Raw genomic sequence first — 13243 nt, 5'->3', positions numbered from 1 at the left:
TGCGAGAGCCATTCGTGTCACGGTTGTTCGTCGGTGGTTTGACTCTGCGTCACGAAGAGTCCAGCGAACGGGTGAACGCTGTCCCGGCGAACCCGATCTTGGAGGAACCGTGGACGAGACCACCCCGCGTCACCTTGGGCGCCGCTCGCTGTTGCGCGCCGCGGTCGGCGCACCCGCCGCTGTAGCGGTTTCGTCGGCGTTGTGGCCCGGTGGCGTCGCGCAGGCGGCGGAACCGGCCGGGCCGGTGGACCCGCAGGACCCGCGATTCACCCTCGCCGTGCTGCCGGACACGCAGTACCTGTTCGACGAAGGCGGCTCCGACCCCGGCCCGGTGCGCGAGACGCTGATGTTCCTCCTGCGCAAGCGCCGCGAGGACAACATCGTCTTCATGGCCCACCTCGGCGACGTCACCGAGCACGGCACGGAGGCGGAGATGCGGTCCGCCGACGAGGTCTTCCGCACGATCGACGGGCGCCTGCCCTACAGCGTGCTCGCCGGGAACCACGACGTCTCCGGGGACGACCAGCGCGGCGCCACCCCGTACCTGCGCACCTTCGGCCCGGACCGGTTCCGCCGGATGCCCACCTACGGCGGCTCGTCGCCGGACGGCTACCACAGCTTCCACGTGCTCACCGGCGGCGGCAGGCAGTGGCTGGTGCTCGCGCTCGACTGGCGGATCTCCGAGCGCGGCATCGCGTGGGCGCAGGGCGTCCTGGATCAGCACCCCACGCTGCCCGCGATCCTGACCACGCACGAAATCGCCTCGGCCGACGAGCAGGGCCGCGCGGCGCTGTCGGGTTACGGCGACCTGCTGTGGAACCGCCTGATCCGCGGCAACGACCAGATCTTCCTGACGCTGAACGGGCACTACTGGCCGTGCGGGCGCACCACGCTGACCAACGACGCGGGCAACCCCGTCCACGTGCACATCACGAACTACCAGGACCGGTACTACGGCGGCGCCGGGATGCTGCGGTACTACCGGTTCGACCTGGCGCGCAACGTGATCGACGTCGAGACCTTCTCGCCGTGGCTGCTGGGTCAGCGGCCGGAGCAGCGCAGCGCGTTGCAGGCCGAGCACGTCGAGCTGAGCGGTGACGTCGAGCGGTTCAGCGTCGAGATCGACTTCGACCGGCGGTTCGCCGCGTTCGCGCCGCCGGTGGTGCCGCCGCCGCGCCCGCCGTCGGCGGTGCTGGTGCCCGGCACGGTCGCGTACTGGCGCTTCGACGCGGCGGGTACCTCGCCGGGGCCGGACGGCTCGCCGGTGGCACCGGGCACCGTCGCGCGCGACCTCACCGGGCAGGGCAACGACCTGCGTGCCGAGCGGTTGCACGGCAGCGCGCCCGAGGTGCTCACCTGGTCCGCCGAACACCACGACGGGCAGCCCGCGCACGCCAGCCTCCGCTTCGACGGCGGGAAGTCGCCGAACCGCGGGGCGGTGCTGCGAACCGGGCCGGGCGCGCCGATCAACGGCATGCCGTTCCTGGACGGCTACACCATCGAGACCTTCATCAAGCTGCCCGAGCCGTTCACCGGCGACCACGCGTTCATGGGCATCCTCAGCTGGGAAGGCCGCGCCGGGGACGCGGGCAAGAAGAGCGGGTGGTCACCCGAGGAACCGACGTGCAGCCTGAACCTTTCGGGCGAGCGGTTCCTGCAGTTCGTGGTCTACCCGAAGCACACCGACGCGGACCCGACCTCGTGGAGCCACGCGCTGCCGACCGGCCGGTGGACGCACGTGGCGGTGGTGAACGACGCCCGCCGCACCACGGTGTACGTCGACGGCTCGCCGATCGCCCGCAACGCTTCGGCGGAGTCACGCGGCATCGCCACGCTCGGCAAGCCGTTCGTCATCGGCGCGACGCAGTTCGCGCTGTCCTACGGGCACGGCTTCTACGGCTGGGTGGGGGACACGCGCGTGGTGGCGCGGGCGCTGCGGCCGGAACAATTCCTGCGAAATTGATCCGCGTCCGGTGTCGAAATCGGGAAGCGGGCCGCGTACAACCAGCATGATGAACCAAACCAGCGAGCTGGACCAGCGCTTCACCGCGACCCTGGAGAAGAGCCCCGCGAAGGGCGGGCACACGTACCTGGTCTGGCCGGGCTCCGCGGCCCACTTCGGCACGCGGGGCCTGGTCAAGGTCCGCGGCACCATCGACGGGCACCCCTTCGAGAGCGCCTTCATGCCCCTCGGCGACGGGCGGCACAAGCTGCCCGTCCGCGCGGAGGTCCGCAAGGCGATCGGCAAGCAGGCGGGGGAGGAGGTCACCGTCACGCTCACCGAACGCGTCCTCCGCCGCGGGTGACTCACTATCCTGCTCGGCATGTCCGGGCCGGGTGAACGCATGCTGGAACTGCTGTCGCTGCTGCAGAGCGGCCGCGACTGGCCGGGTGCCGAACTCGCCGAGCGCCTCGGCGCGTCCCCGCGCACGCTGCGGCGGGACCTCGACCGGTTGCGGGAACTCGGGTATCCGGTGCGGTCGGAGCGGGGGCCGGGCGGGAGCTACCGGCTGGTGGCCGGGCGCGCGCTGCCCCCGCTGATGTTCACCGACGACGAGGCGGTGGCCGCGGTGGTCGGCCTGCGGTTCGCCGCGCTGGCCACCGGCGATCCGGGAGCCGGGAGCGCGCTTCGCAAGCTGGAACAGGCGTTGCCGCGGCGCCTCCGCCACCGGACCGAGGCGATCTCCGCGGCGACCGAAGGCACGCGACCGGTGGCGGGAGCCGATTCGGCCGTGGTCGCGGCCCTGGCCACCGCCGCGACCGCGCACCAGCACGTGGAGTTCGAGTACGTCGACCGCGACGGTGCCCGTTCGCGGCGCCGCGTCGAGCCGTACCGCCAGGTGCTGCTCGGCCGCCGCTGGTACCTGCTGGGCCACGACCGCGACCGCTCGGCCTGGCGCACGTTCCGGCTCGACCGGATCTCGGCGGTGGCGGTGCCGGGCACCACCTTCCGCCCGCGCGAGCTGCCGGCCGACGGCGTGACGATGTTCGCCGGCGGCACCGGGGGAGCGGCGATCCGCTTCGAGGCCCCGGTCGAGACGGTCGCCGAACACCTCCGCGCCGAAGCCGGAGCGCTCACCCCGCTCGACGACGGGGCCTGCCGTTACGTCACCGGCACCGACGACTGGGCGTGGCTGGCGGTGGCCGTCGCCGCGGTCGGGGTGCCGTACGAGGTGGAGGGGCCGCCCGAGTTGATCGAGCAAACCCGCCTGCTCGCGGCACGGGCCGCGCAGGCCACGTCAAGTGTATAACGACCTATTCAGCGTCGCTTTGATGCGTTAGCGCACCTGGCCGCTACGGAGCACGGCCACCGACTTTTCAATCCGCCTTGACCGGGTGTCCGAAGTGCCGCACGGGGGATTCCACCCGCGTCGCGCCGGGGCGGGTCCATTGTGGAACGGGACGGCCGGTCGCGCCCCAGGTGGCGTTCCCGTCCGCGTCCGAACTCCAGAACCAGCACGACGCACGGCCCTCCGGCCAGCCGCCGGGCTTGTCCTCCCACGCTTCGCCGCGGCCGTAGGGCGTCATGTCCAGCAGACCCAGGGAGCCGTTGGCCGGCTCGTTGCCGCGGGCCGTCGTGGAGTAGGTGAGGAACACGCGGTCGCCGTCACGCAGGAAGCAGGTGATGTACCCCATGTCGCCGCCGACCGGCTCGTCCAGGCCGCGCACCGAATACCAGGGCTCGGTGTAGCCCATGAATTCGACGAAGGGCGCCACTTCGTCCCACGGGCCCGTGGTCAGGATGGCGAACGAGACGCCGCGTGCGTTGAGGTAGACCGCGTCCCTCGCGTGCCAGGCGGTGGTGGTGCAGCCGGGGCACTGCCCGTGGTGCGGTACACCGTCGTGCCACATGTGTTTGTAGACCACGAGTTCGTCGCGGCCTTGGAACAGGTCCAGGAACGGGACCGGCCCGGCGGGTCCGACGATTTCGACCGTTCCGTCGAACTCCACCATCGGCAGGCGGCGCCGAGCCGCGGCGATGGCGTCACCCTCGCGGGTATGGGCCTTTTCGCGGAGCAACAGCTCGTCTCGGGCGGTCTGCCAGGTGAACCGATCGACCACGGGCGGGCGGCCAGGTGCGTTTGTCATGATGACCTCCTTCACGAACTCAACGAACGCACTCACGCCGTTTCGACATCGCTGAAGGAGAACGCCTGCCTGCTGTGCCGGAGCAGTTCGCGGAGGGCGGGGCTGCTCGTGCCCTTCCAGACCAGCGCCAGCAGCGCCGGGACGTCGACGTCGTCGAGGAGGCGGGCGGTCAGGCGGTCGCGGTAGCCCGCGGCCATCGACTCGCTCAGCACGGCGACCCCGAGCCCGCGCGCGGCGAGATCGGCGATCGCGTCGGCGGCGCTGGCCTGCAGGCCGATGGCGGGGTGGAGGTCCTGGGCCGCGCAGGCCCGGTCGAAGACCGTGCGCAGACCGGTGCCGGGTGGCATGCAGATGAGCGGGTGCTCGACCAGTTCCCGCAGCCCGACTCGCGGGGCCTGCGCGAGCGGGTGGTCTTCCGGGACGACCGCGACCAGCCGGTCGCTGACGATGGTGAGCGCGTCGAGCCCGGCCGGGGTGGCGACCGCGGTACCGACGAGCGCGAGATCGAGGGTGCCGTCACGGACCCCGTCGACGAGCCGGTCGGAGTTGTCCTCCAGTAGCGAGAGTTCGACGCCGGGGTGGGCGCGGTGGAAAGCGGCGAGCGCGTCGAACAGGGGAGTGACGGTGCAGCCGATCACCATGCCGATCGTCAGCCTGCCGCGGATCAGGTCGGTGACCTCGCCGACCGCCTGGCTGAGGGAACCGGCCGCGGCGAGCGCGGTACGGGCGTGTTCGAGCGCGGCCTTGCCGGCGACGGTGAGCGTGGCCGTGCGGGCGGACCGGTCGAACAACTCGGCGCCCAGCTCCCGTTCGAGCTGGCGGATCTGGGCGCTGACCCCGGACTGGCTGATGTGCACCCGCTCGGCCGCACGCGTGAAGTTCCGCTCCTCGGCGACCGCGACGAAGTACTCCAGCTGCCTCAGCTCCATGAGCGAGGATTCTAGCTCTGCGGGGAACCAGCTTTGTGACTTCTCAACGCGGTCAGGTCACCCGGGCGGTGCGGTACGGCGGTGAACTCGGCGAAGACGCCGTAGTGGTCGCTCGCCTGCACGCCGCCGACCGGCTCGGTGAATACGCGGCGGCAGTCCGCGACGGCCAGCGGCGGGCCGTGGATCCCGGCGCGCAGCATCACGTAGTCGATGCGCCGGCCCGCCTCGGCAGGCATGTCCCCGTCGCGCACGAGGACGTTGTCCGGGGAGAAGGTGTGCCCGGCGTCGTCCGGATGCTGGGCGCGCCAGGCGTCGGCATAACAGGTGCTCATGCCGTCGAGCGATTGCCTGCCGGTCCAGAAGCGGACGCTCGCGGAGTCCGGTTCGGCGTCGAAGTCACCGGCGAGCACGACGGTGGTGGCCGGGTCGGGCGCCAGCCGCTCGACGAACCGCGCCGCGGCCACCGCCTGCCGCTCGCGCTCGGCTTCGTAACCGTAGGGCCAGCTCGGTTTGTGGTGCACCAGCCAGAACGGTGATGGCGCCAGCACCTCGGCGGCGACCGTGGCGCACCAGGCGGAGCGGACTTCCCGGCCCGCCGGTCGCTGGTCCAGTTCGTGCACCGCGCCCAGCGGCCACCGGCTCGCGGCGACCGCGCCGACGCCGTCGTCCCGGCCGGAATGCCAGGCGAAGTGCCATCCCGGCCCGAGCAGTTCGACGATGTCGTCGTCCACTTCCTGCAGCGTGATCAGGTCGGGTGCCAGCGCGCGGATGCCCTCGGCGATGACGTCGCGGCGGCGCGGCCAGTCCGCGAGTTCGGGCGTCAGCGCGTTGAACGTCATTACCCGCATGAAGGCGAACGTATCGGGTACAGCGGGGTGGACCGAACTGGAGGCAATCGAAAATGCGTACTTCACGTCGCCCGATCCAGGTTCTCGCCCTGCTCGTCGGCATCGTCTTCCTGGTGGTGGGACTGCTGGGGTTCCTCCCCGGCATCACCGGCGGTGACCTCCACTTCGCCGGCCCGCACTCCGAAGCGGAGCTGTTCGGCGCGTTCCAGGTCTCGGTGCTGCACAATCTGGTGCACCTGCTCTTCGGCGTGCTCGGCATCGCCGCGTTCTTCGCGCCCGGCCCGGCTCGCGCGTTCCTGATGATCGGCGGTGGCCTGTACGTGGTGCTGTGGATCTACGGGGTGGCGCTGGACGACGAGAGCCCGGCGAACTTCATCCCGCTCAACAACGCCGACAACTGGCTGCACCTCGGCCTCGGCGTGGGGATGATCGCGTTCGGCGTGCTCGGCACGGTGCTCGAACGGGCCAAGGGCGAATACCCGCGCGACCCGGTCGACGCCGACTCAGACCGCTGACCACCCGTTGTCCACCGGCAGGATCACGCCGTTCAGGTTGCTCGCGGCGTCGGAGGCGAGGAAGAAGATCACCTCGGCCTGCTCGGCGGGGTCGGAGATCCGGCCGAAGTTGCCCAGATAGGGGCCGAGCGCGGACGGGCCGTGGCCTTCGCGGGGCAGCTGGGTGGCGATGGCGGTCATGGTCGCGCCGGGGGCGATGGCGTTCGTGCGGATGCCGGAGTCGCGGTACATGATCGCCAGCGACTTGGTGAGCCCGACGATGCCGTGCTTCGACACGGTGTAGGCGGTACCGGCGGCGCTGCCGCGCAGCGCCGCCTCCGACGCGGTGTTGACGATGGCGCCCTTCCCGCGCTCCAGCAGGTGGGGGAGGACCGCCCGGCTCAGCAGGAACGGCGCGGTCAGGTTGATCCGCAGCACCCGCTCCCACTCCTCGTCGGTGACATCGGCGGCCGCGGTCATCGCGTCCATGATCCCCGCGTTGTTCACCAGCACGTCGATGCCGCCGAACGACTCCACGGCGGTCGCGGTGACCCGGTCCACCACGGCCTGGTCGCTCAGGTCGCCCACGGCAGCTACGGCGGTGCCGCCCGAGCCGGTGATCTCCGCGACCACCGCTTCGGCGCCTTCGGTGTTGAGGTCGGCGACCACCACCCTGGCGCCTTCCGCGGCGAAGCGGAGCGCGGCCGCACGGCCGATTCCCGCCGCCGCGCCGGTGACGATCACGCTGCTGTGCTCGAGTCCGCTCATGGAGACCTACTTTCTGGCGCGTCGTGACATTTAAGGCACAGTGTGCCAGATAGTAGGCTGGGCCCGTGGTGGACCGGAGCACGCTGGGGCGGCCGCCGCTCACCGAGCGGCGCAAGGCGGAGACGCGCCTGGAGATCGCGCGTGCGGCGGTGCGGTTGTTCACCACGCGCGGGGTCGCGGCCACTTCGGTCGAGGACGTCGCGGCGGACGCGGGTATCTCGGTGCGCACGTTCTGGCGCTACGCCACCGGCAAGGAGGACAGCGTCCAGCCGCTGCTGACCGCCGGGATCGACCTGCTGGCCGGGGTGCTGAGCGAGTGGCGGCCGGGGGAGGACATCGCGGCGGCCTTCGACGAGGCGGCGCGCGCGACGGTCGCCGAGGTGCCCACGATGGTCTCGCTCGTGCGACTGGCCCAGGAAGAGGCGGGGTTGCGGGCGGTCTGGCTGCGCGCGCACAACGACGCGGAGCTGGTGTTCGCCGAGACGATCGCGCGCTCGATCGGCAGGCCCCCCGGGGATCTGCGGCCCCGCGTGCTGGCCGCGATGGTGAACGGCGCGGTTCGCGCGGCCGTCGAGCACTACGCCGAAGGTGGGCGGGCCGACTGGAGCGATCTCGCCGTGGTGGTCCGGGAGGCGCTGCAGACCGCGATGCGGGCCTTCGACACCGAGTCAGGTGTATAACGACCTATTCAGCCGCGCTTTGAGTCCACCATTCCGGCGCCAGCACAGACCAGACTTCGAGGTCGAAGCGCTCGCCGCGGTGCAGGGTGTACTCCCGGAGCACGCCGTCGCGCCGCATGCCGAGCCGGCGGGCGACCGCGATGCTGGCTTCGTTCTCCGACGCGGCCCGCCATTCGACGCGGTGGATGCCGCGCTGCTCGATGGCCCAGTCGATGAGCACCCGCGCCGCCTTGGTCACCAGCCCCTTGCCCACCGCCGAGGGCTCGAGCCAGCATCCGGCTTCGGCGATGCCCTGCGTGAGGTCCATCGTCCGGAAGAGCACACCGCCGACGAGCGTGCCGCCGCGGCGGATGCCGTAGAGCCTGCCGGTGTCGTTCGCGGCCTTGTCCGCGTACGACTGGAGGTAGGCGCGGCTGGATGCCAGATCCGTGACCAGGTCCGGCAGGCCGACGTACCGGCCGATGAACTCCCGGCCGCGGTCGATGTTGGCGAGGAACTCTTCAGCGTGCCACGGCTCGAGCGGGCCGAGCTCGGCGTCCCCCAGCGGAATCGAGTACATGCCCCGACCGTTCCACCGCACCTGTCCGGAACCGGCCGCACCACGAGTATTGACTGTCGTGATCTGGCTCACATAGCGTCGGATGCCGGAGTGAATCGTTTCAAAGCCCCGCGTTCCCCGTTCGGAAGGCAGGTAGTGCGATGAGTCCGGTTCGTGGCAAAGGCGTGCGCGCGGTGCTCGCGGCGGTGGTGGTGCTGACCGGCTCGCTCATCCCCCTTCCGGCCGCCGCCGGTGACGGTATTCAGGTCGGCGCGCTGACCGTGAACGATCGGATCAGCCCGCTCGGCATCGGCGGGGAGGCACCGCACTTCGGCTGGGCGTCCTTTTCGGACGAACAGAATGTCGTGCAAAGCGCCTACGAACTACGCGTGGGGGAGACGCCCGAATCGGGCGGGGTCTGGACGAGTGGCCGGGTCGCTTCCGCGCGTCAGTTCGACATCGCCTACGAAGGCCCGGCGCTGCGGTCGCAGACCCGGTACTTCTGGCAGGTGCGGGTCTGGGACGGTGGGGGCGGGGAGAGCCGGTGGAGTGAGCCCGCGTGGTTCGAAACCGGCCTGTTCGGCGAAGCGGACTGGGGCGGCGCGGCCTGGCTCACCGATCACGACGAGGCACTCGGCTGGGCCGACTACACCGTGGACACCGAACTGAGCCTGAAAGCACTGGCCGCCGGGATGTTCTTCCGCGCGCCGGACGGGCAGAACGGCTACCTGTGGCAGCTCAGCGTCGCCGACGGCACGGGTTTGCCGAAACTCCGGGTGCACAACCGGATCGACGGCACCTACAAGCTGCTCGCCATCGTCGACATCTCCGCTGCGGTGGCCCAGGAGCAGTTGCTCACCGGGCGCACGCGCTTCACGGTCGCGGCCACCGGCGAGACCGTCACCACCTCGGTCAACGGCACCCGGGTGGACCAGCGGGCGGTGACCGACTTCGCCGCGGGCACCTTCGGCTACCGCGTGGTGAACGCCAGTGAAGGACAAGAAAAGGCGGTCATCCACCGTGCCACCGTCACCGGCGCCGATGGCACGACGCTCACCGAGGTCGACTTCGCCGACGGCCGGAACCCGTTCTCCGGCGGCACCGTCGGCCCGGAAGGGCTCGAGCTGTCGACCACGGCTGAGGTGCTCTACACCCACCGGCCCAGCCTTCCCTTGTACCGCAGGGAGTTCGTCGTTCCGGCGGGTAAGGAGGTGAAGCAGGCGCGGGCGTACGGCGCCGCGCTGGGGGTGTACGAGCTGAGCCTCAACGGGGTCAAGGTCGGCGACCACGAGCTGGCGCCCGGCTGGACCGACTACCGCACGCGTGTCCAGCACCAGACCTACGACGTCACCGCCCAGGTACGCGAGGGCGCCAACGCCTTCGGCATCGCGCTGGCGCCGGGCTGGTACGCCGGCCGCGTCGGCAACCACCCGCCGGGCGTCTACGGCTCGAACCCCGCGGTGGTGGCGCAACTGCGTATCGACTACACCGACGGCAGCCACGACTGGGTCCGCACGGACACCTCGTGGCGTACCGCGCCCGGCCCGTTCGTGCTCGGCGATCTGCAGACGGGGGAGACCTACGACGCGCGGCTGGCGCGGCCCGGCTGGAACGATCCCGGCCACGACGAGTCGGCGTGGACCGCGCCGGACACCGCCGAATCGGCCACCGCCCGCGTGGTGCCCCAGCCCGACGAACCCGTGCGCGAGACCGAGCGGAAACCGGCGATCGCCCGTACCGAGCCGAAACCGGGCGTCTTCGTCTACGACCTCGGGCAAAACCTGGTCGGCGTGACCCAGCTACGGTTGACCGGCACCGCCGGGCAGACCGCGACCATCCGGCACGGTGAGGTGCTCAACCCCGACGGCACGCTGTACACCGAGAACCTGCGTGGTGCCGCGGCCACCGACCGGTACGTCTTCGCCGCCGACGGTCCGGCCGGCTACCGGCCGACGTTCACCCAGCACGGGTTCCGCTACGTCGAGATCACCGGCGTCACCCCGCCGGCGGTGGACGAGGTCGAGGGCGTGGTCTGGGGTTCGGACCTGCGGAACACCGGCAGCCTGAGCACCTCGGACCCGATGCTGAACCAGTTGCAGAGCAACATCACCTGGGGCCAGCGCGGCAACTTCCTGTCCGTGCCGACCGACACCCCGGCCCGCGACGAGCGCCTCGGGTGGACCGGCGACATCAACGTGTTCGCGCCGACCGCCTCGTACAACCAGGACACCCGCGCGTTCCTGCGCAAGTGGCTCGGCGATCTGCGCGCCACCCAGCGCGAGAACGGCGACTACTCGTGCGTGGCCCCGGATCCGGTCAATGCCGGTCCCGGTGGCGTCGGCTGGAGCGACGCGGGCATCACCGTGCCGTACGCGTTGTTCCAGGCGTTCGGCGACACGGCCACCGTGCGCGAGCACTACCCGTCGATGAAGCGGTTCTTCGAGTTCGTGCGCGGGGGAGCGGGCCCGGACCTGATCGACGACGGGCGCGGCCGGTTCGAGGACTGGCTCAACCTCGACGATCCGACGCCGAGCGGGGTGCTCGGCACGGCGTACTTCGCCGAGAACGCGCGCATGCTCTCGGAAATGGCGCGGGCGCTGGGGGAGCAGGCCGACGCGGACGCCTACGCCGCCCTGTCCGGCGAAATCCGCGCGGCGTTCACCCAGGCCTTCGTCAACGGCGACGGGTTGGTCTCCGGTGGCAGCCAGACGGCGTACGCGCTGGCACTGGGTATGAACCTGGTTCCGGCGGAGCTGCGGGCGAAGGTCGCGGACCGGTTCGTCGAGAAGATCGACTCCCGCGGTGGTTCGCTCACCACCGGCTTCCTCGGTACGCCGTGGTTGCTGCCCGCGCTGAGCGGGAGCGGCCGGTTCGACCGGGCGTACGACCTGCTGATGCGGCAGGAGTACCCGTCGTGGGGCTACGAAGTGAAGATGGGCGCCACCACCATGTGGGAGCGCTGGAACTCGATCAACCCGGACGGCAGCTTCGGCGATCCCGCGATGAACTCGTTCAACCACTACGCCTACGGAGCTGTGGGGCAGTGGATGTACCAGCACATCGGCGGCATTTCGGCGCTCGAGCCCGGGTATCACAGGTCGCGGATCGCGCCGCGGCCCGGTGGCGGGCTGACCAGTGGCGCCGGTTCGTTCGATTCGGCCTACGGGCCGGTGAAGTCGTCCTGGAGCAACGATTCCGCCGGTTTCCGGCTGTCGGTCGACGTGCCGGTGAACACGACCGCGGAAGTGGAGATCCCGGCCGCGTCGGCGTCGGCGGTCACCGGGGGTGAAGCCGGTCTGGCGTCCTCCTACGCCGACGGGGTGCTGACGGTGACGGTGGGCTCGGGGCACTACGAGTTCCAGGCTCCCCGGATCGCCACCACCGGCTGATCCGGTCGTGTCAGACTCGGTGGCATGACCGGGGTGGAGGACATCAGGCAGCTCAGCGACCGGTACGTGATCGGTGACGGTGAGCGCCCGCGGTACAGCCAGTTGCTGCACGGCAACTTCATCGGGCTGGGGACACGGCGGGACGGGTTCGTCCGGCAGTTGATCGAGGACGCCGCGCGCGTCACCGACGAAGAGCTGGGCCTGATGCTCGAAGAGGGGAACTGGCGGCCGATGCTCACCGCGGCCTGGCTGGTCGGGGTGGGCCGCCGTGAGGTGTTCCGCAAGCGGATCGGCGAGCTGCTGCTGGAGAGCAAGCTCGTCCACGCCGGGCAGGGTTACTGCTACGCGCTGGCCCGGCTCGGCGCCACCGCGGACGCGGCGATCCTGGCCACCTACCTGGACCGCTACCTGCGGCAGCTGAAGTCGCGGTACGACCAGGAGTGGGCGCTGCTCGCCCTGCGGCGCGTCGATGCCGGGCTGGGGACGCGGTACGCGGACCAGTTCACCTGGCCGGGCGGCCTGTGGCACCCGTGGGCGGCGGCCAACCACGCCGAGAAGGAACAGTCGCGGGAACTGATCACCCTCGCGTGGTCGCTGATCGACGAGGCCGAGCGGACGACGCAGAGCCCTGATGGCTCTGGTGGGTGAGGAGCCGCAGCGCGTCGGCGGAGGCCGGGTCGTTCGGGGTGTAGATCTCGAGCCGGTGCCCGGGGCTGTCGGGCTGGAGCCAGACCTGGTAGGTGACGTCGACCGCGCCGACGGTGGGGTGGCGCAGGTCCATGGCGCCGACCGTGCAGTCGGCGACGTCCCCGGTCGCCCACAGCGTCGCGAACTCGTCGCTGCGCATGGTGAGTTCGCCGATCAACGCCGCCAGGCGCGCGTCCGTGGGGAAGCGGCCCGCGGTGAGCCGCAGGTAGGCGACGTGGATGCGGGCGAGTTCGGCCCAGTTGTGGTGCAGGTCGCGCAGGAGCGGGTCGAGGAAGAACAGGCGCGGGATGGACGGCCGGCGCGCGGGGTCCTCGGGCGCGTCGAAGGGGAGGTGCCCGGCGAAGAGCGCGTGACCGGTGCGGTTCCACGCGAGAACATCGCCACGCCGCCCGAGCACGAGCGCCGGCATCGCGTCCGCGAGACCTTCCAGGAGCGCGAGAACACGCGGGTGCAGCACCTCCGGTGACGGTTCGCTGAGGCCGGGATTCGATGATCGGCGCGCGAGGTTGTGCAGGTGGACGGTCTCGACCGGATCGAGCTGCAGCACCCGGGCGAGCGCGTCGAGCACCTGCGCGGACGCGGTTTCGGCCTGACCCTGTTCGAGGCGGGTGTAGTACCCGGCGCTCACACCCGCGAGCTGGGCGAGTTCTTCGCGGCGGAGCCCGGGGACCCGGCGGGCGGTCCCGTAGGTGCGCAGGCCGATCTCGGCCGGGGTGACCCGGCCGCGGCGACCCTTCAGGAATCCTCCGAGGCTCTCCATGACACCGACCCTAGGCGGCGAGCGCGTGTCGTGGGTGTAC

13 protein-coding genes are annotated in these 13243 nt (G+C 71.1%); 7 read left to right on the top strand and 6 right to left on the bottom strand.

Going from position 1 to position 13243, the window contains the following annotated elements; genetic code table 11:
- Positions 1-109: 109 nt before the first annotated feature.
- Genes L3Q67_RS34400 through L3Q67_RS34390 form a run of 3 tightly spaced genes read left to right on the top strand, consistent with a single transcriptional unit; the run spans position 110 to position 3251 of the window.
- Positions 110-1963, top strand: a complete 1854-nt coding sequence (locus tag L3Q67_RS34400; protein WP_499185576.1) for a metallophosphoesterase family protein — start codon at positions 110-112, stop codon at positions 1961-1963.
- A 49-nt stretch (positions 1964-2012) separates the two neighbouring features.
- Positions 2013-2306: a DUF1905 domain-containing protein gene (locus L3Q67_RS34395; protein WP_499185575.1), complete on the top strand. Its 294-nt coding sequence runs from the start codon at positions 2013-2015 to the stop codon at positions 2304-2306.
- An 18-nt stretch (positions 2307-2324) separates the two neighbouring features.
- Positions 2325-3251, top strand: a complete 927-nt coding sequence (locus L3Q67_RS34390) for a helix-turn-helix transcriptional regulator (RefSeq protein WP_499185574.1) — start codon at positions 2325-2327, stop codon at positions 3249-3251.
- A gap of 67 nt (positions 3252-3318) precedes the next feature.
- Here the strand turns inward: L3Q67_RS34390 and L3Q67_RS34385 are convergent, their stop codons facing one another.
- From L3Q67_RS34385 to L3Q67_RS34375, 3 genes are read right to left on the bottom strand one after another with little or no spacing between them, the layout of a single operon-like run.
- Complete coding sequence (locus tag L3Q67_RS34385) at positions 3319-4089, bottom strand: DUF899 domain-containing protein (RefSeq protein WP_499185573.1); 771 nt, start codon at positions 4087-4089, stop codon at positions 3319-3321.
- A gap of 32 nt (positions 4090-4121) precedes the next feature.
- Complete coding sequence (locus L3Q67_RS34380) at positions 4122-5018, bottom strand: LysR family transcriptional regulator (protein ID WP_499185572.1); 897 nt, start codon at positions 5016-5018, stop codon at positions 4122-4124.
- Positions 5019-5029: 11 nt separating this feature from the next.
- On the bottom strand, positions 5030-5866 hold the full coding sequence (locus L3Q67_RS34375) for an exonuclease/endonuclease/phosphatase family protein (RefSeq protein WP_499185571.1): 837 nt from the start codon (positions 5864-5866) through the stop codon (positions 5030-5032).
- Between the two features lie 53 nt (positions 5867-5919).
- Between L3Q67_RS34375 and L3Q67_RS34370 the strand changes: the two genes are divergently transcribed.
- Positions 5920-6381: a DUF4383 domain-containing protein gene (locus L3Q67_RS34370; protein WP_499185570.1), complete on the top strand. Its 462-nt coding sequence runs from the start codon at positions 5920-5922 to the stop codon at positions 6379-6381.
- On the opposite strand, the gene L3Q67_RS34365 is transcribed toward L3Q67_RS34370, so the two are convergent.
- A complete protein-coding gene (locus L3Q67_RS34365; RefSeq protein WP_499185569.1) occupies positions 6370-7128 on the bottom strand; it encodes an SDR family NAD(P)-dependent oxidoreductase in 759 nt (252 codons plus the stop codon). The two genes, L3Q67_RS34370 and L3Q67_RS34365, sit on opposite strands and share 12 nt — an antisense overlap.
- A gap of 65 nt (positions 7129-7193) precedes the next feature.
- On the opposite strand from L3Q67_RS34365, the gene L3Q67_RS34360 reads away from it, so the two are divergent.
- Complete coding sequence (locus tag L3Q67_RS34360; RefSeq protein WP_499185568.1) at positions 7194-7808, top strand: TetR/AcrR family transcriptional regulator; 615 nt, start codon at positions 7194-7196, stop codon at positions 7806-7808.
- Between the two features lie 4 nt (positions 7809-7812).
- On the opposite strand, the gene L3Q67_RS34355 is transcribed toward L3Q67_RS34360, so the two are convergent.
- Entirely contained in the window at positions 7813-8367 is a 555-nt protein-coding gene (locus L3Q67_RS34355; protein WP_499185567.1) for a GNAT family N-acetyltransferase, read from the bottom strand.
- Between the two features lie 140 nt (positions 8368-8507).
- On the opposite strand from L3Q67_RS34355, the gene L3Q67_RS34350 reads away from it, so the two are divergent.
- Both L3Q67_RS34350 and L3Q67_RS34345 read left to right on the top strand, forming a co-directional pair.
- Positions 8508-11735, top strand: a complete 3228-nt coding sequence (locus tag L3Q67_RS34350) for an alpha-L-rhamnosidase (protein ID WP_499185566.1) — start codon at positions 8508-8510, stop codon at positions 11733-11735.
- A gap of 24 nt (positions 11736-11759) precedes the next feature.
- Positions 11760-12383, top strand: a complete 624-nt coding sequence (locus L3Q67_RS34345) for a DUF6000 family protein (RefSeq protein WP_499185565.1) — start codon at positions 11760-11762, stop codon at positions 12381-12383.
- On the opposite strand, the gene L3Q67_RS34340 is transcribed toward L3Q67_RS34345, so the two are convergent.
- Positions 12313-13203, bottom strand: coding sequence for a helix-turn-helix domain-containing protein (locus L3Q67_RS34340; protein WP_499185564.1), 891 nt, complete (start codon positions 13201-13203; stop codon positions 12313-12315). The genes L3Q67_RS34345 and L3Q67_RS34340 overlap by 71 nt on opposite strands.
- Positions 13204-13243: the final 40 nt, after the last annotated feature.

Origin of the sequence: Saccharothrix sp. AJ9571 (assembly GCF_021725495.1) — a bacterium.
GTDB classification, from domain to species: Bacteria; Actinomycetota; Actinomycetes; order Mycobacteriales; family Pseudonocardiaceae; genus Amycolatopsis; species Amycolatopsis magusensis.
Note: the sequence above shows the minus strand (reverse complement) of the source record. Positions and strands in the feature narration are given on the sequence as shown.

What these genes read in the sequence shown, in the direction of transcription:
- L3Q67_RS34385 (WP_499185573.1), bottom strand. Translation starts at nt 4,089, where the DNA reads ATGACAAACGCACCTGGCCGCCCGCCCGTGGTCGATCGGTTCACCTGG.
- L3Q67_RS34390 (WP_499185574.1), top strand. Translation starts at nt 2,325, where the DNA reads ATGTCCGGGCCGGGTGAACGCATGCTGGAACTGCTGTCGCTGCTGCAG.
- L3Q67_RS34380 (WP_499185572.1), bottom strand. Translation starts at nt 5,018, where the DNA reads ATGGAGCTGAGGCAGCTGGAGTACTTCGTCGCGGTCGCCGAGGAGCGG.
- L3Q67_RS34365 (WP_499185569.1), bottom strand. Translation starts at nt 7,128, where the DNA reads ATGAGCGGACTCGAGCACAGCAGCGTGATCGTCACCGGCGCGGCGGCG.
- L3Q67_RS34355 (WP_499185567.1), bottom strand. Translation starts at nt 8,367, where the DNA reads ATGTACTCGATTCCGCTGGGGGACGCCGAGCTCGGCCCGCTCGAGCCG.
- L3Q67_RS34340 (WP_499185564.1), bottom strand. Translation starts at nt 13,203, where the DNA reads ATGGAGAGCCTCGGAGGATTCCTGAAGGGTCGCCGCGGCCGGGTCACC.
- L3Q67_RS34345 (WP_499185565.1), top strand. Translation starts at nt 11,760, where the DNA reads ATGACCGGGGTGGAGGACATCAGGCAGCTCAGCGACCGGTACGTGATC.
- L3Q67_RS34350 (WP_499185566.1), top strand. Translation starts at nt 8,508, where the DNA reads ATGAGTCCGGTTCGTGGCAAAGGCGTGCGCGCGGTGCTCGCGGCGGTG.
- L3Q67_RS34395 (WP_499185575.1), top strand. Translation starts at nt 2,013, where the DNA reads ATGAACCAAACCAGCGAGCTGGACCAGCGCTTCACCGCGACCCTGGAG.
- L3Q67_RS34375 (WP_499185571.1), bottom strand. Translation starts at nt 5,866, where the DNA reads ATGCGGGTAATGACGTTCAACGCGCTGACGCCCGAACTCGCGGACTGG.
- L3Q67_RS34370 (WP_499185570.1), top strand. Translation starts at nt 5,920, where the DNA reads ATGCGTACTTCACGTCGCCCGATCCAGGTTCTCGCCCTGCTCGTCGGC.